Origin of the sequence: Paraburkholderia sp. JPY419 (assembly GCF_050435705.1) — a bacterium.
GTDB classification, from domain to species: Bacteria; Pseudomonadota; Gammaproteobacteria; order Burkholderiales; family Burkholderiaceae; genus Paraburkholderia; species Paraburkholderia youngii.
The window spans coordinates 2586045-2610878 of sequence record NZ_JBNDKV010000002.1 but is presented as its reverse complement, the minus strand read 5'-3'; the positions used below and the strand labels follow the sequence as shown (position 1 = coordinate 2610878).

At 65.5% G+C, this 24834-nt stretch carries 20 protein-coding genes and 1 pseudogene; 7 read left to right on the top strand and 14 right to left on the bottom strand.

Features of this window, described 5'->3' with window-relative positions:
- Positions 1-170 precede the first annotated feature (170 nt).
- On the bottom strand, positions 171-1493 hold the full coding sequence (locus QFZ91_RS18155) for a sugar ABC transporter substrate-binding protein (protein ID WP_368592281.1): 1323 nt from the start codon (positions 1491-1493) through the stop codon (positions 171-173).
- Positions 1494-1590: 97 nt separating this feature from the next.
- Positions 1591-2370, bottom strand: a complete 780-nt coding sequence (locus tag QFZ91_RS18150) for an L-iditol 2-dehydrogenase (protein WP_429567979.1) — start codon at positions 2368-2370, stop codon at positions 1591-1593.
- Between the two features lie 254 nt (positions 2371-2624).
- Between QFZ91_RS18150 and QFZ91_RS18145 the strand changes: the two genes are divergently transcribed.
- From QFZ91_RS18145 to QFZ91_RS18130, 4 genes are all read left to right on the top strand, one after another.
- Entirely contained in the window at positions 2625-3116 is a 492-nt protein-coding gene (locus QFZ91_RS18145) for a Fur family transcriptional regulator (RefSeq protein ID WP_429567978.1), read from the top strand.
- An 80-nt stretch (positions 3117-3196) separates the two neighbouring features.
- Positions 3197-4180 carry a metal ABC transporter solute-binding protein gene (locus QFZ91_RS18140; protein WP_429567977.1) on the top strand — a complete coding sequence of 328 codons (984 nt, stop codon included), beginning with the start codon at positions 3197-3199 and terminating at the stop codon, positions 4178-4180.
- Entirely contained in the window at positions 4177-5163 is a 987-nt protein-coding gene (locus tag QFZ91_RS18135) for an ABC transporter ATP-binding protein (RefSeq protein WP_429567976.1), read from the top strand. Before QFZ91_RS18140 ends, QFZ91_RS18135 begins: the two co-directional genes overlap by 4 nt.
- Entirely contained in the window at positions 5156-5938 is a 783-nt protein-coding gene (locus QFZ91_RS18130; RefSeq protein WP_013090401.1) for a metal ABC transporter permease, read from the top strand. Before QFZ91_RS18135 ends, QFZ91_RS18130 begins: the two co-directional genes overlap by 8 nt.
- 86 nt (positions 5939-6024) lie before the next feature.
- Here QFZ91_RS18130 and fghA read toward each other — a convergent pair whose 3' ends face one another.
- From fghA to QFZ91_RS18115, 3 genes and pseudogenes are all read right to left on the bottom strand, one after another.
- Positions 6025-6879, bottom strand: coding sequence for an S-formylglutathione hydrolase (fghA, locus tag QFZ91_RS18125; RefSeq protein ID WP_429567975.1), 855 nt, complete (start codon positions 6877-6879; stop codon positions 6025-6027).
- A gap of 108 nt (positions 6880-6987) precedes the next feature.
- Positions 6988-7119, bottom strand: a pseudogene (locus QFZ91_RS18120) (S-(hydroxymethyl)glutathione dehydrogenase); the annotation flags it as partial.
- A 131-nt stretch (positions 7120-7250) separates the two neighbouring features.
- On the bottom strand, positions 7251-8717 hold the full coding sequence (locus QFZ91_RS18115) for a xylulokinase (protein ID WP_429567974.1): 1467 nt from the start codon (positions 8715-8717) through the stop codon (positions 7251-7253).
- Between the two features lie 468 nt (positions 8718-9185).
- Between QFZ91_RS18115 and QFZ91_RS18110 the strand changes: the two genes are divergently transcribed.
- Positions 9186-10595 carry a nucleobase:cation symporter-2 family protein gene (locus QFZ91_RS18110; protein WP_429567973.1) on the top strand — a complete coding sequence of 470 codons (1410 nt, stop codon included), beginning with the start codon at positions 9186-9188 and terminating at the stop codon, positions 10593-10595.
- Between the two features lie 116 nt (positions 10596-10711).
- On the opposite strand, the gene QFZ91_RS18105 is transcribed toward QFZ91_RS18110, so the two are convergent.
- The 3 genes from QFZ91_RS18105 to QFZ91_RS18095 are packed head-to-tail and all read right to left on the bottom strand — an operon-like array spanning position 10712 to position 16700.
- Positions 10712-12226, bottom strand: coding sequence for an efflux transporter outer membrane subunit (locus QFZ91_RS18105; RefSeq protein ID WP_429567972.1), 1515 nt, complete (start codon positions 12224-12226; stop codon positions 10712-10714).
- Position 12227: 1 nt separating this feature from the next.
- Complete coding sequence (locus tag QFZ91_RS18100; protein WP_176384390.1) at positions 12228-15458, bottom strand: efflux RND transporter permease subunit; 3231 nt, start codon at positions 15456-15458, stop codon at positions 12228-12230.
- 18 nt (positions 15459-15476) lie between these two features.
- Positions 15477-16700 (bottom strand): efflux RND transporter periplasmic adaptor subunit, encoded by a 1224-nt coding sequence (locus tag QFZ91_RS18095; RefSeq protein ID WP_176384388.1) that lies wholly within the window; start codon positions 16698-16700, stop codon positions 15477-15479.
- Between the two features lie 426 nt (positions 16701-17126).
- Here QFZ91_RS18095 and QFZ91_RS18090 point away from each other — a divergent pair, with 426 nt between their 5' ends.
- On the top strand, positions 17127-17768 hold the full coding sequence (locus QFZ91_RS18090; RefSeq protein ID WP_176384456.1) for a TetR family transcriptional regulator: 642 nt from the start codon (positions 17127-17129) through the stop codon (positions 17766-17768).
- A 94-nt stretch (positions 17769-17862) separates the two neighbouring features.
- Here the strand turns inward: QFZ91_RS18090 and QFZ91_RS18085 are convergent, their stop codons facing one another.
- The gene (locus tag QFZ91_RS18085) at positions 17863-18501 is read right to left on the bottom strand and encodes an isochorismatase family protein (protein ID WP_176365644.1); all 639 of its coding nucleotides are present in this window, start codon (positions 18499-18501) and stop codon (positions 17863-17865) included.
- Positions 18502-18674: 173 nt separating this feature from the next.
- On the opposite strand from QFZ91_RS18085, the gene QFZ91_RS18080 reads away from it, so the two are divergent.
- Positions 18675-19670 carry a helix-turn-helix domain-containing protein gene (locus tag QFZ91_RS18080; RefSeq protein WP_429567971.1) on the top strand — a complete coding sequence of 332 codons (996 nt, stop codon included), beginning with the start codon at positions 18675-18677 and terminating at the stop codon, positions 19668-19670.
- Positions 19671-19776: 106 nt separating this feature from the next.
- Here the strand turns inward: QFZ91_RS18080 and QFZ91_RS18075 are convergent, their stop codons facing one another.
- The 5 genes from QFZ91_RS18075 to QFZ91_RS18055 all read right to left on the bottom strand — a co-directional run bounded on the left by QFZ91_RS18075 (position 19777) and on the right by QFZ91_RS18055 (position 24831).
- On the bottom strand, positions 19777-20511 hold the full coding sequence (locus QFZ91_RS18075; RefSeq protein ID WP_368592268.1) for a CoxG family protein: 735 nt from the start codon (positions 20509-20511) through the stop codon (positions 19777-19779).
- Between the two features lie 35 nt (positions 20512-20546).
- Positions 20547-20927 (bottom strand): DUF427 domain-containing protein, encoded by a 381-nt coding sequence (locus QFZ91_RS18070; protein WP_013090413.1) that lies wholly within the window; start codon positions 20925-20927, stop codon positions 20547-20549.
- A 147-nt stretch (positions 20928-21074) separates the two neighbouring features.
- Complete coding sequence (locus QFZ91_RS18065) at positions 21075-21569, bottom strand: carboxypeptidase regulatory-like domain-containing protein (RefSeq protein WP_429567970.1); 495 nt, start codon at positions 21567-21569, stop codon at positions 21075-21077.
- Between the two features lie 268 nt (positions 21570-21837).
- Complete coding sequence (locus QFZ91_RS18060; protein ID WP_429567969.1) at positions 21838-23364, bottom strand: DegQ family serine endoprotease; 1527 nt, start codon at positions 23362-23364, stop codon at positions 21838-21840.
- A gap of 168 nt (positions 23365-23532) precedes the next feature.
- Entirely contained in the window at positions 23533-24831 is a 1299-nt protein-coding gene (locus tag QFZ91_RS18055; RefSeq protein WP_429567968.1) for an ATP-binding protein, read from the bottom strand.
- Between the last annotated feature and the right edge of the window lie 3 nt (positions 24832-24834).

Here is a 24834-nt window from a genome sequence, read left to right as displayed (position 1 = left end):
CGGAGCGTTCGCCCGAGCCGCGTGTGTGCGACGCGGCGTGCCGTGCTGAATGACGCACGGCACGCGCCGCATCGCTTACGGCGCAGACCAACGGCCGCCCTGCTTCATGAGCCGCATCGGTCGATGCGGCGGGCATGCCGGGTTACAGCAGCGCAGTTATTTCTGCGCAGTTATTTCTGATAACCCGCCTGCTTGACCGCGCGGTCCGCGGCCGCGTTGCCGGCCGCGAGCGCCTGATCGACCGTCATCTGACCAGCGATCGCGCCGGAAACGCTCTGCCCGACCACCGTGCCGAACGACTGGAACTCGGGAATCCCGACGAACTGCACACCGGTGTAGGGGACCGGCTTCAAGGTCGGATGATCCGGGTCGGCGGTCTGGATCGCCTTCAGCACGAAGTCGCCGAACGGCGCGGCCTGCTTGTACTCGGGGCGCGCATAGGTGGACTGGCGCGTGCCCGGGGGCACCGAGGCCCAGCCTTCATCCTTCGCGACCATTTCGATGTAATCCTTCGAGGTGGCCCACTCGATGAACTTCTTCGCCGCATCTTGCTGCTTCGACGACTTCGGAATCGCGAGCGCCCACGCCCACAGCCAGTGCGAGCCCTTCGGCGTGACCGCGACCGGCGCCGCGGCGAAGCCGACCTTGTCGGCGATCTGCGACTGCTGCTTGTTGTACAGCATGCCGGCCGCGACCGTCGCGTCGATCCACATCGCGCACTTGCCGGACGACATCAGCGTCAGGTTTTCGTTGAAGCCGTTCGAGCTCGCTCCCGGAGGGCCGTCCTTCTTCAGCAGATCGACATAGAACGTCATCGCCTTCTTCCATTCCGGCGAGGTCAGCTGCGCGTTCCACTTGTCGTCGAACCAGCGGCCGCCGAACGTGTTCACGACCGTCGTGCCGTACGCCATGTTCTCGCCCCAGCCCGCCTTGCCGCGCAGGCAGATGCCGTATTGCTCCTTGGACTTGTCGGTGAGCTTGTCGGCGAATTGCGCGATCTGGTCATAGGTCGGCTGGTCGGGCATCTTCAGGCCGGCCTTGTCGAACAGATCCTTGCGGTAATAGGTCATCGAGCTTTCGACGTAGAACGGCAGCGCGTACAGCTGGCCGTTCGCGGACAGGCCGTCGCGGGCCGTCTTGACGACGTCGTTCAGGTCGTAGTTCGCGGGCAGGTTCGTGATCGGCGCAAGCCAGCCGCGCTTGCCCCATTGCGGCGTTTCGTACGCGCCGATCGTCATCACGTCGAACTGGCCGCTGCCGGTCGTGATGTCGGTCGTCGCGCGCTGACGCAGCACGTTTTCTTCGAGGATCACCCAGTTCAGCTTGATGTCCGGATTCGCTTTTTCGAACGCGGGCGACAGCTTCTTCAGCTCGATCATGTCCGGATTGTTCAGTGTCGCGATCGTCACCGTCGCCGCCGATGCGCTCAGCGCGAAGCAGGTGGCCGCGCCGGCACCGGCCGCCTTCAGAGCGAATTTGAAAGCTGGTTTCATGGTTGTCTCCTTTCTCATACGTTATGTGGTGCTGCGTTCATCTGACGGAATGACGCGCCGCTCCGAGCAGCCAACGTGCCCGCTCCCTGCTCTTCGTTCAGCTCATCCAGTTGCCGCCGTCGACGTTCAGCGTCTGCGCGGTGATGTAGTCGGCATCGGCAGACGCGAGGAACAGCGCGGCGCCGGTCAGGTCGTCGGGCACGCCCATGCGGCCGAGCGGCACGGCCTCGCCGACGAGGCGCTTCTTCTCGCCGAGCGGCCGGTTCTCGTAGCGTGCGAACAGCGCGTCGACCTCGTTCCACATCGGCGTGTCGACGACGCCCGGCGCGATGCCGTTTACATTGATCTTACGCGGCGCGAGCGCGAGCGCCGCGGACTGCGTATAGCTCAACACCGCCGCCTTGGTCGCGCAGTAGTGCGACACGAGCGCCTCGCCGCGCCGGCCGGCCTGCGACGACATGTTGATGATCTTGCCGCCGCGGCCCTGCTCGACCATCTGCCGCGCGACGGCTTGCATCAGGAAGAACATGCCCTTTACGTTGACCGCGAACAGTCGGTCGAACACGTCCCAGGATTCGTCGAGGAGCGGGCGCATGTCGAACAGCGCCGCGTTATTGAAAAGGATGTCGATCTGGCCGAAGCAGCCGAGCGTGCTCGTGACGATGCGCTCGATGTCCTCGCGGCGCCGGACGTCGGCACTGACGCTCAACACGCGCTCGCCGTAGGTGCCGCGCAGCGCGCCGCCGATGCTGTCGGTCGGCTTCACGTCGACCAGCACGCAGCGCGCGCCTTCGTCGAGATAGCGCAGGGCCACCGCTTCACCGATACCGCTGGCCGCGCCCGTCAGAATGGCGACCTTATCCTGCAATCGTGCCACTGCCTGTCTCCGGTTCGTTTTTACATCCTGGCGCCTGGTGAGCGAACGCTCATCGCGCGATCAATTGCTCGGCTAGTGATCGAATGATCGGATACGGGCCGGGTCATGTCAAGGCACGCGGACGAATTTCGATGGTGCAGCGCGGCAGGCTTCCAATCCGCGAAGATCCGCGCTGCTGACAAAAAATGGCGATACGTTATATCATTTCGACCTCGTCGCCCGCCCAAGGGCGTCACGCCAGGAGATTCACGCCGATGACTACCTCGCTCGCCGAACAGCACGCCATGCGCCTCGCGCATGCGGATGCGCACGCCGCGGCGCAGGGGCTCGCGCTGACGCCGCTGCGTCGCCAGGTGTATGCGGCGATCGTCGCAAGCGAGCGGCCGGTCGGCGCGTACGAGTTGCTCGACACGCTCGCGCCCGAGCGCGGTCGCATGCCGCCGACCACCGTCTACCGCGCGCTCGACTTCCTCGTCGCGCATGGCTTCGTGCATCGGATCGAATCGAAGAACGCGTTCGTCGCTTGCTGCGAAATCGGCGTGCCGCATCGCAGCCAGTTCCTGATGTGCGACGGCTGCGGCGCGACCGTCGAGATTCCCGGCGACGAACTCGCCGACCGCCTGTCGCACAGCGCGCCCGCGCATGGCTTCGAGGTGCATCGCCAGGTGATCGAGTTGAGCGGCCTGTGCGGGCTATGTGCGCGAGCCGCGAAGCCTGGCGGCGGCGCAGCGGGCGCTTCGTCGTAATCAGACGCGCGGCGCCGCGCTGTATTTGGCCTTGCCACCCCGAGTAACTCATTCAAACTCTGAAGCAGCAGGAAACAACGATGAAAACGATCCGCTTGATGTTGTCCCGAGCGCAGCGCGCGCTGAAGGGGTCGATGTCTGTACGCACCCATCTGCGCACGTGTCTGCTCGCGCTCGCGGCGCTAGGCTTCGGCCATGGCGCGTTCGCCGCCGACGCGAAGATTTCGGTCGTCGCCGCGGAGAATTTTTATGGCGATGTGGTGCGGCAACTCGGCGGCGATCGTGTCGACGTGACCAGCATCCTCAACAACCCGGACCAGGACCCGCATCTGTTCGAAGCGAGCCCGGCCACCGCGCGCGCGTTGCAGCACGCGACCCTTATCGTCTACAGCGGCGCCGACTACGATCCGTGGATGGCGAAGCTGCTGGCCGCGTCGAAAGGCGCGCAGCGCACCGTGATCGTCGCGGCCGATCTGGTGGGCAAAAAAGGTGGCGACAATCCGCACCTGTGGTACGACCCGGCGACGATGCCCAAAGTCGCGCGCGCGGTCAGCGACGCGCTCAGCGCTACTGACCCGGCGCACAAGTCGGCGTACGATGCGAACCTCGCGAAGTTTCTCGATTCGCTGAAGCCGATCGACGCGAAGATAGCCGAGCTGCATGGCCGCTATGCGGGCCTGCCGGTCACGGCGACCGAGCCGGTGTTCGGCTATATGTCGGACGCGATCGGCCTGAATATGCGCAACCAGCGCTTCCAGCTCGCCGCGATGAACGACACCGAAGCGAGCGCGGCCGATATCGCCGCGTTCGAACGCGATCTGCGCGAGCGGCGCGTGCGCGTGCTGATCTACAACAGCCAGGCCACCGAGGCGCTGACCCGACGCATGCTGAAGCTCGCGCAACAATCGAAGGTACCGACGATAAGCGTCACCGAAACCCTGCCGGCCGGCAAGACCTATCAGACGTGGATGCTGACGCAGCTCGACGCGCTGCAGAAGGCGCTCGCGGCGGGCGATACAAACGGCCCGAACGGTGCGACCAACGCAAAAGGACAGACTCCATGACTCCGACTGGCCATTCAACGCCAGCAGATGCGCCGGCAAGCGCACCGACCGCGCGCGGCGACACGCCCGTGCTCGAACTCGACAACGTGACGCTCGATCTGGGCGGCCGCACGATCCTGCGCGACACCAGTTTCGACGTGAACCAGGGCGAGTTCATCGGTGTGCTCGGGCCGAACGGCGCGGGCAAGACGACGCTGATGCGCGCGGTACTCGGCCTCGTGCCCGCCGCGGCCGGCGCGATTCGCGTGCTCGGGCAGACGGTCGAGCGCGGCAACGCGTCGATCGGCTATATGCCGCAGACGCGCAGCGCGCTCGCCGGCCGCCGTGTGCGCGGCCGCGATTTCGTCGCGATGGCCGCCGATGGTCATCGCTGGGGCTTGCCGCATGCGGATGCGAAAACGCGCGCGGACGTCGATCGGGTGCTCGAACTCGTCGGTGGGACGAATCTCGCGAAGCGGCCGCTGTCGGAGTTGTCGGGCGGCGAACGGCAGCGGCTCCTGCTCGCGCAATGCCTGCTCGGTAATCCGAAACTGCTGCTGCTCGATGAGCCGTTGATCAGTCTCGATCCGCATCATCAGAAGAGCGTCGTCAACCTCGTGCGGCGCGTGCAGCGGGAGCTCGGCATCTCGGTGCTGTTCTCCGCGCATGAACTCAATCCGCTGCTGAACTCGATCGATCGCGTGCTGTATCTCGGCAGCGGCGTCGCGGCGCTCGGCACCGTCGACGAAGTGATCACGCGGCCGGTGTTGTCGCGTCTGTACGGCTCGCCGATCGACGTGATGCGCGTGAATGGCCGCATCTTCGTGATGTCGGGCGGCGTCGAAGTCGAGAAGCACGATCACGAGCACGAACACGACGAGGAAGGCGGACATACGCATTCGCACGGCCACCCGCATGACCACGGCCACGGTCATTCGCACGGCCACTCACACAGTCACTCGAACCCGCACGACTCACGCGACGGACACAAGCACGATGTTTGAATACGATTTCATGGTGAACGCATTCGCGGCGTCGGGGATCGTCGCGGTGCTGGCCGGCGTGGTCGGCTATTTTCTGGTGATGCGTGGACAGACCTTCGCGGGCCACGCACTGTCGCATGTCGGCTTCACCGGCGCGACCGGCGCGGTGCTGATCGGCATCTCGCCGATCTGGGGGATGATCGGCTTCACGCTCGCGGCCGGTGTCGGCATGGGCGCGCTCGGCGAACGGCTCGCTGGCCGCGACGTCGCGATCGGCGTGATCCTTTCCTTGTCGCTCGGCTTCGGGCTGCTGTTTCTGCACTTTTTCACTGCGTATGCGACGCAGGTCACGGCGCTGCTGTTCGGCAACGTGCTCGGCGTCAATGCGTCGACGCTCGGGGTGCTTGCCGCGCTCGGGGTAGTGAGTCTCGTGGCGCTCGCGGCGATCATGCGGCCGCTGCTGTTCGCGTCGCTGCAGCCGGAGCTGGCCGAAGCGAAGGGCGTGTCGCTGCGCCGCGTGTCGGTGCTGTTTCTCGCGATCGCCGCGCTGGCCGTTGCCGCCTGCACGCAGATCGTCGGCGTGCTGCTCGTGTTCACGCTCATGGTAGGCCCGGCCGCCGCCGCGCAGAACCTGAGCACGCGGCTGTCCACCGGTCTCGTGCTCGCGGCCGTCTTCGCACTCGCGCAGGCGTGGCTCGGCTTGACGCTCGCGTTCTATACCGATTGGCCGACGAGCTTCTGGATCACCGTGCTGTCGGCGGCGGTGTATGGCGGGAGTTTGCTGAAGCGGCATTGAGCGGCGCTTTCGTCGATCACATGAAGAACGGCGGCACGTCACGCGTGTCGCCGTTTTTCATTTAGCGCCGCGTTTTACGACGTTTTTCAGGCCAGCAACACCTTCGCGTGATGCGCGAGATGATCCTCGATGAATGTCGAGATGAAGTAATAGCCGTGGTCGTAGCCTTCGTGACGATGCAACGTCAACGGCTGCCCCGCGGCCTTGCATGCCGCTTCGAACACGTCGGGATTCAGCTGCGTGGGCAGGAACTGATCCGCGAGTCCCTGATCGACGAGAATCCCTGCCGCGAACTTGCGCGTCCCGTGCGCGACCAGCTCGCTCGCGTCGTACTCCTTCCACGCTTCACGGTTCTCACCGAGATAGCCGCTGAACGCCTTCTCGCCCCACGGACAACGCATCGGCGCCGCGATCGGCGCGAACGCCGACACCGACCGATAAATGTCCGGATTGCGCAGCGCGAGCACCAGCGCACCGTGCCCGCCCATCGAGTGACCGAAGATGCCGAGGCGCGCGCCGTCGACCGGCAATTCGTTCACAACCGTCTCGCGCAGTTCATCCCGCACGTATGAGTACATCCGGTAGTTCGTGGACCAAGGCTCCTCGGTCGCGTCCACATAAAAGCCCGCGCCGACGCCGAAGTCCCACGCACCGCTTTCGCCTGGCACGCCCGCGCCGCGCGGACTCGTGTCCGGCGCGATCAATGCGAGCCCATGCTGTGCCGCGAAGCGCTGCGCGCCGGCCTTGATCGGAAACGTTTCTTCCGTGCTGGTCAGTCCGGCCAGATAGAACAACGCCGGCACACGTCCCGCGTTGTCATGCAATGCCTGCGGCGGTAGATAGACCGAGAAGCGCATCGGCAGACCGATCGCGCGCGACTGGTGCCGGTAAAAGCGCTGCTCGCCGCCATGACAGGCGTGCGACGATAGTAGTTCGAGCATCGTGAGATTCCTCGCTTAGTAGAGCGCAGCCGAGCGGATCGACTCGCCCTTCTTCATCAGATCAAAGCCCTCGTTGATACGCTCGAGCGCCAGACGGTGCGTGATGGAGTAGTCGGTATGGGAGATGCCCGTCGCCTTCACCGCGATCAGGACCTCACTGGCGCGCGCACCTTCGAGATCGACTTTCTCGATCATCAACGGGGCGCCGGCTTTCCATGCGATTGCTGCTTTGCTCTTCATCGTCAATGCTCCTCCCAGTCCGTGAGTGCGTGAGTGCGTGAATGCGAAATGGGCATCGCGTGCCCGGCGACCAAGTGGCGCGCGAAAAGCGTAATGGTATTGCATAGCGCGCGAAGGCTGCGCCGCCGCTGCTACTGCGCTCCGCGCGGCGCCCCGCCACCGAACCACGGCTCGACCCGGCCGTACAGCTCGACGAAGCCCGCATACCGTTCAGCAAGAGCCGCATCACCTCGCGGACCCGCGACGCGCGTCGCGCCCGGCGCGAGCGCGGCGAGGTCGCGCGTTAGCCAGTGGCCGCACGCGAGGCCGCCAAGGATCGCCGCGCCGCGCGGCGCCGCGTTCGGGCAATCGACCGCGTGCAGCTCGACGTCGAGCGCATCGGCGAGCAGTTGCCGCCAGCGTGCATCGACGGAGCCGCCGCCCGCGAGCTTGAGCGCCGTTACCGGCGCGCCGCTCGCGCGAATCGCGTCGAGCCCCGCGCGCAACGAGAACGCCACGCCCTCGAACGCGGCGCGCATCATCGCCCCGCGCGTATGCTCGAGCGATAAACCGAGCCAGCCGCCGCGCGCCTGCGGGTTCAGCCACGGCGTGCGCTCGCCGGTCAGGTACGGCAGGAAAGTCAGCGTCGACGCGGCGTGATCCGTCGCATCGGCGGCTGCGTCAGCGGCATCGCCGAATGCGTCGCGGTAAGCCTGCGCCCACTCATACGACAGCCACCCGCGCACCCGCTCCAACGCGATGCCGACGTTCTGCATCGCCGCCATCCGATACCAGTGATCGCTCGCCGCCCGATAGCGATGCAAACCCTTCAGCGGCGCCGGCTCCTCGTTCGCGAGCACGACGATCTGTCCGCCGCTGCCGGTCGTCAGCAGCGCGTCGCCGTCCTGCGCGAGTCCGCTGCCGAGCGCCGCGCACGGTGTGTCCGCGGCGCCGGTCGCGAGCACGATACCGGCCCGCAAACCGAGTGCCTGCGCGGCCTGCGGCGACAGCGCGCCTGACGCCGCATACGACGACGCCAGCGGCGCGAACCACTCGCGCGGAATCTCGAGCCGCTCCAGCAGCGCCGTGTCCCACGCGCCGTCGGGATCGGCGAGCGCGGTCGCGCACGCGTCGGACGCATCGGTTACGCACGCGCCGCCGAGCGCGACGCGCAGCCAGTCCTTCGGCTGCAACGCCCAGCGCGTGCGGCGCGCGGCCTCCGGTTCATGCAGCACGAGCCAGCGCAGCAGCGGACCGGCCATGCCGGGCGCGACCGGATTCGGTTGCGGCTCCGGCCACGCGTCGAGCACGGCGTGCGCGCGCGAGTCGGGCCACAGCATCGCGCGCCGCACCGCCGCGCCGCTTGCATCGAGCAGCACGACGCCGTGCATCTGACCGGAGAAGCCGATCGCGCGCACGCCATCACGCAGCTCGCGCGGCAGGCCCGCCATCGCATCGACGAGCGCGTTCCACCACGTCTCGACGTCGATTTCGGCCCAACCCGCGTGCGGCGTAACCAGCGCATACGCGACGCTCGATACCGCCTGCTCGCGTCCATGTTCGTCGACGATTGCCGCTTTCAGGGAGCCGGTGCCGAGGTCGATGCCGAGAAAACTCATGAGCGCAGGGACGTTGGAATGACGATGAGGAAGGAGCCAGCGAGGCTGGCGACGAGACATGCAAGCGAAGCAAAAAAACCAGGCCGCCGCGACACCGCGAACGTTCGGCGAACGGGTCGAAAAACTCGCGGAAAAAAGCCCATTCGCGGGTTAACCCCCTCGTGCGGCGAGCGTCGTCAAAACAGGACTATGCGTGAAGCGTGATACACGCCATTGATTCTCACACATATCCCCGCCAGCGACGAAGCGGCGCCGCGCACGCGACGCACCGCCGGCAATCGCCGCCGCATAGGGCTTGCCGCCGCTGCGCTGCCGATCCGTCCCACGCGCTGCTTTGATTTGCCTTTCAAAATAGGCCTGTGCATATCGTCGCCGGGAATGCCGGAATAGCCACGTATGGTCTTGTTGCGACTTTTCGTCCCCGATACCTTGGAGTCATTCCAAAACGAGATGGTGGAGACAGACGATATGCAAGCGAACACGGTTCACCCGTGCGACGAGCGCCTACCGGCCGGCCAGTTGCTTACTCTCGGCATCCAGCACGTGCTGGTCATGTACGCTGGCGCGGTCGCGGTGCCGCTCATCATCGGCGCCGCGCTGAAGCTGCCGAAAGACCAGGTCGCCTTTCTGATCAGCGCCGATCTGTTTTCCTGCGGCATCGCCACGCTGATCCAGACGCTCGGACTGCGGATCTTCGGCATCCGCCTGCCGGTCATCATGGGCTGCACGTTCGCGGCCGTCGGCCCGATGGTCGCGATCGGCACCAATCCTTCGCTCGGCCTGCTCGACATCTTCGGCTCGACGATCGCGGCCGGCGTGATCGGTATCCTGCTCGCGCCCGCGGTCGGCAAGCTATTGCGCTTTTTCCCGCCGGTCGTGATCGGCGTCGTGATTTCGGTGATCGGTTTGTCGCTGATGGAAGTCGGGATCAACTGGGCGGCCGGCGGTGTCGGCAATCCCGAATACGGCAATCCGGTCTACCTCGGCCTGTCGTTGCTCGTGCTGACGCTGATCCTGCTGATCAACAAGTTTGCCAGGGGGTTCGTCGCCAATATCTCGGTGCTGCTCGGTATCGTCGCGGGCTTCGCTATCGCGCTGATGCTCGGCCGCGTCAACCTGGACGGCGTCATGCACGCGCCGTGGGTCGGCTTCGTGATGCCGTTCCACTTCGGTCTGCCTCACTTCGATCCGCTATCGATCGCGACGATGGTCACCGTGATGTTCGTCACATTCATCGAATCGACCGGCATGTTCCTCGCGGTCGGCGACATGGTCGATCGTCCGGTCGATCAGAAAACGCTGGTGCGCGGCTTGCGCGTCGATGGTCTCGGCACGCTGATCGGCGGCATCTTCAACTCGTTCCCGCATACGTCGTTCTCGCAGAACGTCGGGCTGATCGGCGTGACCGGCGTGAAGAGCCGCTTCGTCTGCGCGATGGGCGGCGTGATCCTCGTGCTGCTCGGACTGTTTCCGAAGATGGCGCAGGTGGTCGCGTCGGTGCCGGCGTTCGTGCTCGGCGGCGCGGGCATCGTGATGTTCGGCATGGTCGCGGCGAACGGCATCAAGGTGCTGTCGCGAGTCGGCTTCGTCAGGAATCAGCACAACCTGTTCATCGTCGCGGTCGGCATCGGGCTCGGCCTCGTGCCGGTGGTGTCGCCGCACTTCTTCTCGCAACTGCCGCCGGCGTTGTCGCCGCTGCTGCACAGCGGGATTCTGCTTGCGTCGGTGTCGGCGGTCGTGCTGAACCTGATCTTCAACGGCGTGAAGAGCGAGAAGAAGGCGAAGAGCGAGCTTCGCCGCGCCGGGCACGATCTCGAGAATAGCGCGGGCAGCGAGCCGCAGGGCAACGAGATGCTGCGGGCGGCGGATCTGCATTGAGCCCGTTGATGCATCGCTGATGCTTCACGCGGCACCGAGCGCCGCGCATAAACAGAAACGCCACGGCATGCCGTGGCGTTTCTGTTTTGCTTCAGCGTTTCATCAACCTGCCGGGCTCACCCCGCGGTCGCCGCCGAAGCCGCGACCGGTGCACTGGCCGCACCGTAGTCGACCGGCGCGTCGGCTGGACGCGGCTGATCGCCGTTGTGCTCGATCCAGCCGCCGCCGAGCGCCTGGTACAGCGTGACCAGGTTCTGCAGACGTTCCATGCGCGCGGTCACCAGTTGCTGCTGAGCCACGTACAGCGCGGTCTGCGCGGTCAGCACCGACAGATAGCTGTCGACACCGTTCTTGTAACGCAGGGTCGACAGATCCAGCCGGCGCTGCTCGGCCGCGACATCCCGCTCGAGCGCCGCGATCTGCTCGTCGTAGGTGCCGCGCGCGGCCAGTCCGTCCGCCACCTCACGGAAGGCCGTCTGGATCGCCTTTTCATACGTGGCGATCTGCACGTTCTTCTCGATGTTGGCGAGATCGAGGTTGGCCATGTTCTGACCGCCCTCGAAGATCGGCAGTGTGATCGACGGCGCGAAGCTCCATGCCGCCGAACCCGGCTTGAACAGCCCGCCGAGCGTCGGGCTCAGCGTGCCGGCGCTGCCGGTCAGCGTGACCCGCGGGAAGAACGCGGCGCGCGCCGCGCCGATGTTCGCGTTGGCGGCGAGCAGATTCTCCTCGGCTTCCATGATGTCCGGACGACGCGTCAGCAGATCGGACGGCAGGCCCGCCGGAATATCCGTGAGCAGATTCTGGTCGCTCAGCGGCAGGCCTGGCGACAGATCCGTCGGCAACGGCTCGCCGATCAGCAGCACCAGCGCGTTATCGGCCTGGGCCCGCAAACGCATCTGCGACTGCAGGTTCGCGCTCGCGGTCTCGACGACCGTTTGCGACTGGCGCAGATCGAGTTCCGATCCCGTGCCGTTGTCGAACTGCAGTTTGGTGATGCGATACGACTCCTGCGCCGTAACCAGCGTGTTCTGCGTGACCTTCAGCAGATCGTCCAGTTCGAGCACCGTCATGTACTGGTTCGCCACCTGCGAGACCAGCGCGATTTCGGCGGCCTTGCGCGCCTGCGCGGTGCCGAGATACTTGGCCAACGCCTGATCCTTCAGACTCTCCACGCGCCCGAAAAAGTCGATTTCCCACGACGCGTTCAAGCCCACTGAATACGTGTTGGAGATCGTCACGCCGGTGAAAGTCAGGTCCTTCGGCGTGCGCGACCTGCTTTGCGAAGCCGCGGCGTCGAGCGTCGGGAACAGACCCGCGCGCACGATGCGGTACTGCGCCGCCGACGCCTGCATGTTCAGCACCGACACACGCAGATCGCGGTTGTTCTTCAGCGCGATTTCGATCAGCTGCTGCAGACGCGGATCGACGAAGAAGTTGCGCCAGCCGATGTCGGCGGCGGCCTGGCCGTCCGCGCTGCGCGCGCCCTGCGCGCCCGGCTGCTGGTCGTACACGCCGCCGGTCGGGAAGGTCGCCGTTACGGGCGCCGCGGGCCGCTGGTAATGCGGCGCCAGCGTGCAACCCGTGGCGAGCAGCGCGACTGCCACTGCAATCAAAGAGTGTTTTTGCATCTCAATGCCCATCCTTGCCCGAGCCATTGCCATTCGACCCGTCGGTCGTGCCACCCGTCGCGCCGCCTTGCGGATCGTGCGGATGGTGTTGTTCGTAGTGGCGCAGCGCCTCGTCCGGGTCTTCCTTCTCACCGCCGAACTTCGCGCGAATCACGACGAAGAACATCGGGATCATGAAGATCGCGAGGAAGGTCGCCGTCAACATGCCGCCGATCACGCCGGTACCGATCGCGTGCTGGCTGGCCGAACCCGCGCCGTTACTGATCGCGAGCGGCAGCACGCCGAGAATGAACGCGAGCGAGGTCATCAGAATTGGTCGCAACCGCAGACGCGCCGCTTCGAGCGCGGCCTCGATCGGCCCCATGCCTTCACTCTGCTGCAGTTCTCGCGCGAATTCCACGATCAGAATCGCGTTCTTCGCCGACAGACCCACGGTTGTGAGCAGACCCACCTGGAAGAACACGTCGTTCTCGAGCCCGCGCAGCGTCGCGGCCAGCAGCGCGCCGATCACGCCGAGCGGCACCACCATGATCACCGAGAACGGGATCGACCAGCTTTCATACAGCGCCGCGAGACACAGGAACACGACGAGAATCGAGATGCCGTACAGAATCGGCGCCTGCGAGCCCGACTGACGCTCCTGCAGCGACAGACCCGTCCACTCGTAGCCGACACCCGCCGGCAGCTTGGTGACGATCTGCTCCATCGCCACCATCGCCTGACCGGTCGACTTGCCCGGCGCGGCCGCACCCTGGATTTCCACCGACGGGATACCGTTGTAGCGCTCGAGCTTCGGCGAACCGAAGGTCCATGCGGTGTTCGTGAAGGCCGAGAACGGCACCATCGCGCCCGCGCCATTGCGCACGAACCAGGCATTCACGTCTTCCGGTTTCATCCGGAACGGCGCGTCGCCCTGCAGGTACACCTTCTTGATCCGGCCGTCGGTGTCGAGGAAGTTTTGCACGTACGCCGAGGCCCAGGCGATCGAGAACGTCTGATCGATCGAGGAGAGCGACACGCCGAGCGCCGAAGCCTTCTCGTGGTCGATGCTCACCTTGAACTGCGGTGTATCGTTCAGGCCGTTCGGACGCACCTGCGCGAGCGTCGGATCTTTCGCCGCCAGACCGAGCAGCATGTTGCGCGCTTCCATCAGCTTCGCGTGACCGATGCCCCCGCGGTCCTGCAACTGGAAGTCGAAGCCCGCCGCGGTGCCGAGTTCAGGAATCGACGGGGGATTGACCGGATACACGACCGCGTTCTTGTAGCCGCTGAAGTGCATGAACAGCCGCCGCACCAGTGCCTGCACCTTCTGGTCCGCATGCTGACGCTGCGCGTAGTCCTTCATCCGCACGAACACCAGACCCGCGTTCTGGCCACGACCCGCGAAGCTGAAGCCGTTCACCGTGAAGGTCGATTCGACGATCGCCTTCTCGTCGGTCAGCAGGTAGTCCGACACGTCCTTCAGCGCGCGCGCGGTGGTTTCCTGCGTGGAACCCGACGGCGTTTGCACCAGCACGAACATCGTGCCCTGGTCTTCGTCAGGCAGGAACGACTTCGGCAGGCGCACGAACAGCAGGCCCACCGCGAAGATCACCACCATATAGATGATGAGCCAGCGGCCCGAGCGCTTGATCACGTGGTGGACGCCCGAGTGATACTTGTCGCGGCTCCGGTTGAAGGTACGGTTGAACCAGCCGAAGAAGCCGGTGGCTTTTTCGTGATGACCCTTCGGAATCGGCTTCAGGATCGTCGCGCACAGCGCCGGCGTCAGAACCAACGCGACGAGCACGGACAGCACCATCGCGGCGACGATCGTCAGCGAGAACTGCCGGTAAATCGCCCCGACCGAACCGCCCGAAAACGCCACCGGCACGAACACCGCCGACAGCACGAGCGCCACGCCGACGAGCGCGCCGGTAATCTGGTCCATCGCCTTGCGGGTTGCCTCGCGAGGCGATAAGCCCTCCTCCTGCATCACCCGCTCGACGTTTTCCACCACCACGATCGCGTCGTCCACCAGCAAGCCGATCGCGAGCACGAGACCGAACATCGACAGCACGTTGATCGAGAAGCCGACCACGCTCATGATCGCGAACGTACCGAGCAGCACCACCGGCACCGCGATCGTCGGGATCAGCGTGGCGCGCAGGTTCTGCAGGAACAGGTACATGACGAGGAACACCAGCACGATACCTTCGAGCAGCGTCTTGACCACTTCCTCGATCGACAGGCGCACGAACGGCGTCGTGTCGTACGGGTACTGCACCACCAGACCGTGCGGGAAGTACTTCGACAGTTCGGCGATCTTCGTGCGCACCGCCTTCGCGGTGGCGAGCGCGTTCGCGCCCGTGGCGAGCTGGATACCGAAGCCTGCCGTCGGCTGACCGTTGTACTTGGTGTCGAAGTTGTAGTTTTCGCCGCCGAGCTCGATGTGCGACACGTCGCGCAGACGCACTTGCGAGCCGTCCTGATTCACCTTCAGCAGAATGTTGCCGAACTGCTCGGGCGTATTGAGCAGCGTGGCCTGCGTAATCGTGGCCTGAAGCACCTGGCCCGGCACCGACGGCGTGCCGCCGAGCGCGCCACCCGCGACCTGCACGTTCTGCGCCTGCAGCGCGGCTTGGACATCGAGCGGCGTCAAGCTGAAGTTATTCAGCTTGTTGGCATCGAGCCAGACCCGCATCGCGTACTGCGAGCCGAACAGCGTCACCGTACCCACACCGTCGATACGGCTGATCGGATCCTGGATGTTCGACGCGACGTAGTTCGCGAGGTCGTACTTGTTCATGCTGCCGTCGGTCGACACGAACGCCATCACCAGCAGGAAGCTGCTGCTCGACTTCGTGACCCGGGTGCCGAGCTGCTGCACCGCCTGCGGCAGCAGCGGCGTGGCGAGCTGCAGCTTGTTCTGCACCTGCACCTGCGCGATGTCAGGGTTGGTGCCGGCAGCGAACGTCAGCGTGATGGTGGCCGTGCCCGAGTCGTCCGAGGTCGACGCGAGGTACAGCAGGTGGTCCAGACCGCTCATCTGCTGCTCGATCACCTGCGTGACGGTGTTTTGCACCGTCTCCGCCGAAGCACCCGGATAGGTTGCGCTGATCTGGATGGCCGGCGGCGCGATGGTCGGGTATTGCGCGATCGGCAATGTGAACACCGACGCGAGACCCGCGAGCATCAGGATGATGGCGATCACCCATGCAAAAATCGGGCGATCAATAAAGAACTTTGCCATGAGGCGGGCTCCCTGTTATTACGCGCCCGAAGCGGCGGAGGCAGGCTGAGCCGCGGGTTGACCTGTCTGGGCGCCGCCAGCGGCCGCGTCGGAAGCCGGGGTGCCGGGCAGTTGCGCCGGCACGGGCTTGACCTGCTGGCCGGGACGCGCCTTGTCGGTGCCCTGGACGATCACGCGGTCACCCGGCTTCAGGCCGTTCGACACCACCCAGTACGAGCCGAAAGTGCCCGTGGTGACGAGCTGACGCAGCTCGACCTTGTTGTCGTTATCGACGACGAGCGCAGTGGGCTGACCCTTCTGGTCGTGCGTGACGCCGACTTGCGGCACGATCAGCGCGTTCTGGTTCACGCCTTCTTCGATCTTCGCGCGCACGAACATGCCCGGCAGCAGCACGTGGTTCGGGTTCTTGAAGATCGCGCGCACCGTGACCGAGCCGGTGCCCGGGTCGACGGTCACGTCGGTGAATTGCAGCTTGCCCTTCTCGGAATAGATGCGGCCGTCCTCCAGCACCAGCGTGACCTGCGCGGCGCCCGGGCCGGTCGTCTTCAGACGCCCTTCCTGCATGTCGCGGCGCAGCTTCAGACCATCGAGGCTCGATTGCGTGAGGTCGACATACATCGGATCGAGCTGCTGGACCGTGGCCATGAGTGTGGCCGCGCTCTGCTGCACGAAGGCGCCCGGCGTGACCTGCGACACGCCGATCTGGCCGGTTACGGGCGAGGTCACGTCGGTATAGCCGAGGTTGATCTGCGCGGTATCGACCGCGGCCTTGCCGGCGGCGACGTCGGCGGCGGCCTGGCCTTCGGCGGCGACCGCGTTGTCGTAGTCCTGCTTGCTGACCGCGTTCGCCGCGACCAGCACCTTGTAGCGACTGGCCTGCGCGGTGGTTGTCACGAGGTTCGCCTGCGCCTTCGCAAGCGATGCCTTCGCGTTGTTCAACGACGCGATAAAGGGCGCCGGATCGATCTTGTACAGACGCTGACCGGCCTTGACCTCGCTACCCTCGGTGAACTCGCGGCGCAGCACGATGCCGTCGACCCGCGCGCGCACTTGCGCGACGAGGAAGGCACTGGTACGACCGGGGAGTTCGGTGACGACGGGCACGGTCGTCGGCTGGAGGGTGACGACGCCGACTTCGGGCGTCTGGGGCGGCGGGGCAGATTGTTTTGGTCCGCACGCCGCCAGCAAGATGGCAGCCGTCGCGGCACTAATTAAGCGGAATGAAACCCGTTCGACGCGCATGGAGCGACCTCTGTCAAAGACTGAGAATGAAAAAGTGCGCGCATCCCTACCCCGGGGACGACAGCGCACACAAGCGTCTCTCGACGCTCAACCGGAAGCCCACGGATGCAAACCTGCGCCTGCAGGGCAGCCTGCTACTAATGCGCCATACCGGGGAATGCCGCACAGCACCGTCGTTTGGCGGCTGCCATAGCGTTTTGGAAGACAACAGTGACGGATATTAACCGGTCGTCACGGCTTGGGCTATCCGATCGTGGGGTGCTATTATATATACATTCACGAATGCATGTAAAAGTGCGTTTATATCTTCCAGGGATCGGGGGCCGCAAATTCGCGTCGCAATTCGGTTTAGAAATAGTCAAATTGTCATCAGGCCGACTTAAAAACGCCCGCATAAACCCCAGGATCAGCGCAGGTCATACCAATATGGTCAGAAGAACCAAAGAAGAGGCGCTGGAGACGCGCAACCGCATTCTCGACGCGGCCGAACGGATCTTCTTCCAGAAGGGCGTATCGCGCACGTCGCTGGCCGATATCGCCCAGGCCGCAGGCGTGACGCGCGGCGCCATTTATTGGCATTTCGCACACAAGAGCGAGCTCTTCACCGAAATGTTCGACCGCGTGCTGCTGCCGCTCGACGAGCTGAAAGCGGCATCGCTCGATCCCAACGAAACCGATCCGCTCGGGCGCATCATGGAAATCTGCGTGGTCTGCCTGCGCGACACCGCCAACGATCCCCGCCGTCGCCGCGTGTTCGACATCCTGTTCCTGAAATGCGAGCTGGTCGAAGAGATGGGGCCGGTGATGGAACGCTATCAGACCAATATGCGCGAAGGGCTCGAGAAGCTCGAGGGCGGTCTGCGCAACGCGATCTCGAAAGGTCAGATGCCCGCCGATCTCGACACGAAACTTGCCGCGGCGATGGTGCACGCGTTCGTCGGCGGCTCGTTGCGCGACATGCTGTTTTTGCCCGACGCGACCGACTTCGGCGCGCACGCGCAGCAGATGGTAGAAGTGATGTTCGACGGCTTGCGCGTCAGTCCGGCGTTGCGCAGAAAGGCGGCGTAGAAGGCGCGCAAGGGTTGAGGATTGGCACAGCGGGCGGTTCGGTGAACCGCCCGCTTTCTATTTGTGGAACGGGCCACCCGCCCCCGCGCCGGGTTCAGGCAACCGCACGGCGCGCTCGCGCCGCCTGATTCGACGCATAGATGTTGCCGCGCTCGAGCGGCGCGCCGCTGTTTAGCGCCGCGATCCACTGGTCGGTGCTCGCAACCGCCGCGAAGCGCGACTGCAGCACCACGCTGAACACGCGATGAATCTCTTCCGCGCTCGCGAAGCCTGCACTGTTTTCATACGGCACCGAGCCGGTCGCATCGTGCAGGAATTCGACGGCGAGGCCGGCATGCACCGCGTGATTGATCGTCGATGCATCGCAGTTGTGAGTCATGTAGCCGGTAACCGTCAACGTATCAATCTGCCGGGCGGCGAGCCAGTCGGCCAGATCGGTGCCGGCGAATGCGCTCGGCAGCGACTTCTCGACGAAATGATCATGAGCGCGCGAGCTCACGACCGTGTGCAGTTCCGCGCCCGCGCTGCCGCGCGCGAACAGCGGCGAGGTGGCGGGCGCGACGTTCTGCACGACGACGACCGGCACGCTGGCGGCGCGCGCCGCATCGATCGCGCGAGCGATGTTGGCGAGCGACGTGCGCACGTCCGGAAATTCGATCGGCAGGTCACCGCTCACGTATTCGTTCTGCACGTCGATGACGATCAGCGCACGGCGCGGCGCAGGTGTGTTCATGGCAGGGCTCCTTGTCAGAAAAACGGTCGATGGCGCGCGCCCGGCGAGATGGCCGCGGCGCGACGGCAATGACGGCATTGTTGCTCCGCTGCCTGTCCGCCGACAGCGGCCCAAATGACAAGCTTCGCTAGAATCGGGCCATACTTCTGGCATTCATGAATGAGGCGTGCGGCATGACCACCTTCGCATCTTCCGACGATATCTCCGATCAGGTGCCGCGCCACGTCGTCGCCGTCGTCGCATTCGATCGCATCAGCCCGTTCCATCTGTCGGTGCCGTGCGTCGTGTTCGGCGAGGACCGCCGCGGCGGCGGTGTCCCCGCCTTCGACTTCCGCGTCTGCGCCGTGGAGACGGGCGCGCTCGCGACGACCGCGGGCTTCTCGATCGCGGTCACGCACGGACTCGAAGCGCTTGCCGACGCGCACACGATCATCGTGCCGAGCTGGCGCGATCCCGACGAAACGCCGTCCGCCGCGCTTCTCGACGCGCTGAGGGCCGCGCATGCGCGCGGCGCGCTGCTTGTCGGCCTGTGCCTCGGCGCTTTCGTGCTGGCCGCGGCGGGCATCCTCGATGGACGGCCCGCTTCGACGCACTGGGCCTGGGCCGACGACTTCGCGCGCCGCTACCCGCGCGTGCGGCTGGACCCCGACGTGCTGTACGTCGACGATGGCAACGTGCTGACCTCGGCCGGCACCGCCGCCGGCCTCGACTGCTGCCTGCATGTGCTGCGCAAGATTTGCGGCGCGCGGGTGGCTAACCACGTCGCGCGCCGGCTGGTCGTCTCGCCGCATCGCCAGGGAGGTCAGGCGCAATACGTGCAGCAGCCGATGCCGCCGAACCCGCGTGGCGACCGTCTGTCTGGCCTGCTCGACTGGGTGAGCGGCAACCTGGCCGCGCCGCATACGCTCGACACACTCGCCGCGCGCGCGTTGATGAGCCGCCGCACCTTCACGCGACGGTTCCGGCTCGCGACCGGCACCACCGTCGGCGCGTGGCTGCTCGCGCAACGGCTCGCGCGGGCGCAACAACTGCTGGAAAGCACCGACGAATCGGTCGAAGCGATCGCGACGGGCGCCGGCTTCGGCTCGGCCGCATCGCTGCGGCAGCATTTCGCGGACGCGTTTCGAACGTCGCCCAGCGCGTGGCGGCGGGAGTTTCGCGGGGATTAGTTGAAGGTGGCGGGAGCACCGCTATTTCGTAGTGCGCCGCCGGGATTTCGTAGTCGCGCGGGGATGTTTATCGCGCGTTGGATCAGGCGCTGCGCGCCGCGCGGCGTCAATGCTCGCTGAGCCAGCGCGCGACGTACAACAACAGCGCGACCAGAAAGATCATTCCGGCCCACGCCCAGTACGGCACGACATGCTGCCCAGGCTCTTGATGCGGCACGCCATGCGACCAGCTGTGCGACGCGCTTGCCGCGCGTCCGGGCGGAGCCTGGCCGTGCTCGATGCGCGTGCGCCGCGCGATGCCGCCAAGTGTGATCGGCCGCAAAAACACGTACTGGCGACGCGGCGCCGTGCCACGCGCGCGGTTCGGCCCCTTGCCGTGCTTGGCGCGCACGACGGCGTCGAACTCGGCGAAAAAATCGTCGGCGATCTGCCGCAAGGCGTTCTCGAGCTGGCGCGTCGGCAGCTCGGCCAGCGGACCCGATGACGTTGCCCACAACGTGTAATCGATGCGCGTGCCGCGCTCGCGCCCGTCGTCCGCGCGCAAACGTACTTCGATCTGACCACGCAGCGCGCCGATGCCCTCGGCTCGCGCCTTGAAGTTGATGGTGCGGCGCTGTGCGTCCGCCGGGCCGGAATCCTGGCCGGCAACGTGCGCGCGCGCCTGATAATGCGCGCGCAACGGGCCGAGCGGCACAGTCATCGTCAGCGCGTATTCGCCGTGGGCGAGACGCACGAACGACTCGCAGTTGTCGAGGCTGGCACGCAACAGCGCGAGGTCCTGCAACGCGTCCCAGACCTCGGACGGCGGCAGCGGAATCCGTAACGCGTCGTTCAGTTCCATGACAACCTCCCCCGATGAACGCGCCGACTGCGGGATCAGGACGTCTGATCGATGCGGTCGACACGCGATGCGTAAAAAGCGAGATAGCCCTTGATGCGGCTGACCTGCTCGAACGGCGCTTCGTAACACCACACCGCGTTCTCGATCACGCCGTCTTCGGTGCGCAGATGGAAGTACGACGCGTCGCCCTTGAACGGGCAATGCGACGTGTGCGTCGAGCGTTCGAGCCGGGCCATATTCACGTGCTCGCGCGGGAAATAGAACACGTCGGCGAGGCCGGTCTCCGATAGCGTCAGCGCAGCCTGGGTGTCGGCCATCGTCACGCCGCCGTGAATCACGCGCACGCGATGGCCGTTGTCGCGAATCACGATGGTATGGCCGTCCGGCCGTTCCGCAGATGTCGACGCATCGCTCATGTCCAGGCTCCATGATGGGGTGTGCGCTGCACTACCGGCTATTGCCGCAACAACGGCAAAGCCACGGGACACGCCCGTGGCTTCATTATCGGCCAAACTCCGGCCGATTGCGCGCGCTTCCTGCGCGGCAGCGGACGGATCGAGCCGTTACTTCACGTTCCAGGTGAACGCGGATTTTACGTTGCCGTGCGCGGGCACACTAACCGAGCGCGTCTGTTCGCTGTCGTTGTAATTCGCGTGCACCGTATAGCGGCCGGGGCTCAGGCGCACCAGCATAAATGGTCCGCGCGACGTCGTGTTCAGCACTTCGCTGTTATGTGCATCCACGATGCGCACGTGCACATCGGCAAGAAACTCTGCGTTGTGTCCGGTGAAACGCAAGGTCAGTGGCCACTGGGTTTGCGCTTGTCGCAGCGCCCGCGATTCGTCGAGGCCGACACCGCCCGATACGTACGATACGTCGCCCTGCTGCTGGACTTGCGGCAGACCGCCGCCGTTGGTGTTGCCCGCGCTGGTGTCGTCGGTCGTCGAGCCACCGGTCACGCCCGCCTGCTGCGCGTACGCGCCGCCCGCCAGTCCGAGCGTGAGCGCCGCGCACAGCGCAGCGGCTACGATCCTTTGCTGCTTGCGTTGGGTTTTCATCGGTTCGCTCTCCTTTTCGAGGCCTTGTCCAGAGCCTGAACGATTGAAGCAACCTATGTGCCAACCATTCCGCAGCGTCGACCAACATGCACGACCATTGTGGCACCAAGCCGCCTGCCCCCCTCGGTCTGTCCCATGCCGCTCGCTGCAGCGCCGGTTCCGACGGGCGAAAAAAAGCCGGTCCTTGCAGTAAATGCAAAGGACCGGCAATCGCTACTACAGCTCAAACTGGGGTGGGAGATCCCTTCGAACCGCCCAGATAACTGGATCAGCCGAGATCAACAGGCACGAAAATCTGCGCGTTGTCCCGCTGGATCAGCAGCGCAATGCTGTTGCCTGCGCCCGAAATCATCTGCTTCAACTGATCGATGTTCGTGACCGGACGGCCGTTGACGGCGAGAATCACGTCGCCCGCCTGGATGCCGGCGCTCGCCGCCGCACCGCCCGCCTGCTGCACGAGCAGACCGTGCGACACCGACGCGCTACTCTTCTCTTCCGGCGTCAGCGGCCGCACCGCGACACCGAGACGGCCTTGCAACTGGGTCTGCTGATCGGTCTTGCTCGCCGACGCGACCTTCACGTCCGAGAACGAGCCAATCGTCACCTTCAGGTCCTTGCTGGCCTTATCGCGCCACACTTTCAGCGTTGCCGAACTGCCCGGCGCGAGGCCTGCGATCTTCGACGGCAGATCCGTCGAATCGCTGACTTCGTCGCCATTCACCGACAAGATCACGTCGCCCGGCTGCAAGCCAGCCTTGGCCGCCGGACCGTTGGCGTCGACCGAGCTGACCAGGGCGCCTTGCGGCTTCTGCATGCCGAACGACTCGGCGAGCGTCTGGTTCAAGCCCTGCACCGCGACGCCGAGACGGCCGCGGCTCACGTGACCGGTCTTGACGAGATCGTCCTTGACCTTGATCGCCTCGCTGATGGGGATCGCGAACGACAGGCCCTGGAAGCCGCCCGTCTGCGAGTAGATCATCGAATTGATGCCGATGACTTCGCCTTGCAGATTGAAGAGCGGACCGCCCGAGTTGCCTGGATTCACCGGCACATCGGTCTGGATGAACGGCGTGTAGTTTTCGTTAGGCAGCGTGCGCGATTTCGCGCTGATGATGCCCGAGGTCACGGTGTTGTCGAAGCCATACGGCGAGCCGATCGCGACGACCCACTGACCAACCTTGCTCTGGCGCGGATCGCCGATCTTCACAGTCGGCAGATCGCTCGCGTTGATCTTCAGCACGGCGACGTCGGACTGCTGGTCGGCGCCAACCACCTTCGCCCTGAACTCGCGCTTGTCGGTGAGCTTCACGGTGACGACGTTCGCGCCATCGACCACGTGCGCGTTCGTCAGAATGTAGCCGTCATTGCTGATGATGAAGCCCGAGCCGAGGCTCGCGCTCGGCTGGTCGGGCGCGTCGCCGCCATCGCCGCCATCGCCGCCTTGCATGCCGGGCACGCCGCCGAAGAACCGCTTATAGAACTGATAGAAAGGATCGTTCGGATCGATCGGCAACTGGTTGCCATGGCGGTTGCCGCCATTACCGCGCAGCGCCGCTTGCTTGACCACGTGCTTCGCGCTGATGTTGACGACGGCCGGACCGTAGGTCTCGACGAGACCGGAGAAATCGGGGATACCGGTTTTGGCGGCAGCTTCGGCCGGCATCATCGCGGCGGCTTCCGCCGGCGAGATGATCTGCGGTGCGGGCACATCGCGATGGCCCGCCACATAGCCGGCTGAAAGCGCAGCGGCCACAGCTACCGCAACGGCGCCGCGGGACAAGGTTTTCGCGTTCATCATGAGCTCCTGACTGGAGAAAGTGACTTTGGATGTCGAGGAGCGTAAGGGGCGTCACTTAAACGAGTCTTAAGCAGCGACAGATCGCGGGAACCTTATCGGACCGGCCGAAACAGCCCGTCGCCACGGCATCAACGCCGGTTTTGGCCGAACAGTAAACCACCATGCTCAAAAGCGGACGATGACCTGCAAACCACCGGTCGGCGATTCACCGAGCGAGACTTGAGCATGATGTTGCGTGGCTATCCGGCGCACGATCGCGAGACCGAGGCCACTGCCCGTCACGTCGGTGCGCGCGCGATTTGCGCCCGCTCCCGCGCGATAGAAGCGGTCGAACACGCGCTCGCGATCGGCCGGATCGATACCGGGGCCGCTATCGGCGATCCGCACCACCGGACGGCCGTCCTCGACGTGCAGGCTGACGTCGACACTGCCGCCGCGCGGCGTGTACTTGGTCGCGTTGTCGAGGACGTTGTTGAACATCACGCGCAGCGCTTCGGCGTCGCCGGTCACGCTGGCGGGCTCGCTCGCCTCGATGCCGAGGTCGACGCCGCGATTCACCGCGAGCGGCGCGTAGGTCGCGACGCACTCCTGAAGCAGCTCGCGCAGATCGAGCATCCCGACGACGGCGGCGCCGTCCGGCTCGGCGCGCGCGAGCGCGAGCAGTTGCTCGGCGAGGCGCGTCGCGCGCGTGACGCCCGCCTGCAAATCGGCGAGCGCCTCGCCGCGCGCGGTGTCGTCCTTGGCTCGCGCGACCAGTTGCGCCTGAATCTGTACCGCGGCAAGCGGCGTGCGCAATTCGTGCGCGGCATCGGCAACGAACGCCTTCTGGATATCTAGTGCGGTCGCGAGCCGTTGCAGCAGCCCGTTCAGCGCCCGCACGAGCGGCCGCACTTCGAGCGGCAAGCGCTGATCGGGCAACGGATCGAGCGCTTCGGGATGACGCGTGTCGAGCGCGCTCGTCACGCGCCGCAGCGGCTGTAGCCCACGGCCGACGATCACCCACACCGCGAGCCCGAGCAGCGGCAGCAGCACGATCAGCGGCCACAGCGTGCGCAGCGCGACATCGGCGGCGAGCCGGTTGCGCACCGACAGCGGCTGCGCGAGCTGCACGACGTTATCGCCGACGATCGCGCCATACACGCGCCATTCGCCGCGGTCGGTGCGCTCGGTCGAAAAACCGAGTTCGGCGCGCGGCGCGAGCGGCGCGCGCGGCCGCGAGTAATACATCAGCATGCCGTTGCGGTTCCAGATCTGCAGCACGATGCCCTCGTCGCCGGTATCGCGGCCGAGCACCTGCGAGAACGGCTCCGCCGGCAGCGCCGCGGCGATCTGCTCGAGCTGGTAGTCGAACAGTTCGTTCGCTTCGGCGAGCGCCTGCCGGTAGATCAGCCAACCCGCGATGCCGACGCCGAGCAGCACGAGCGCGAGCAGCCAGAACAATAGTTGTCGGCGAATCGAGCGCATCGG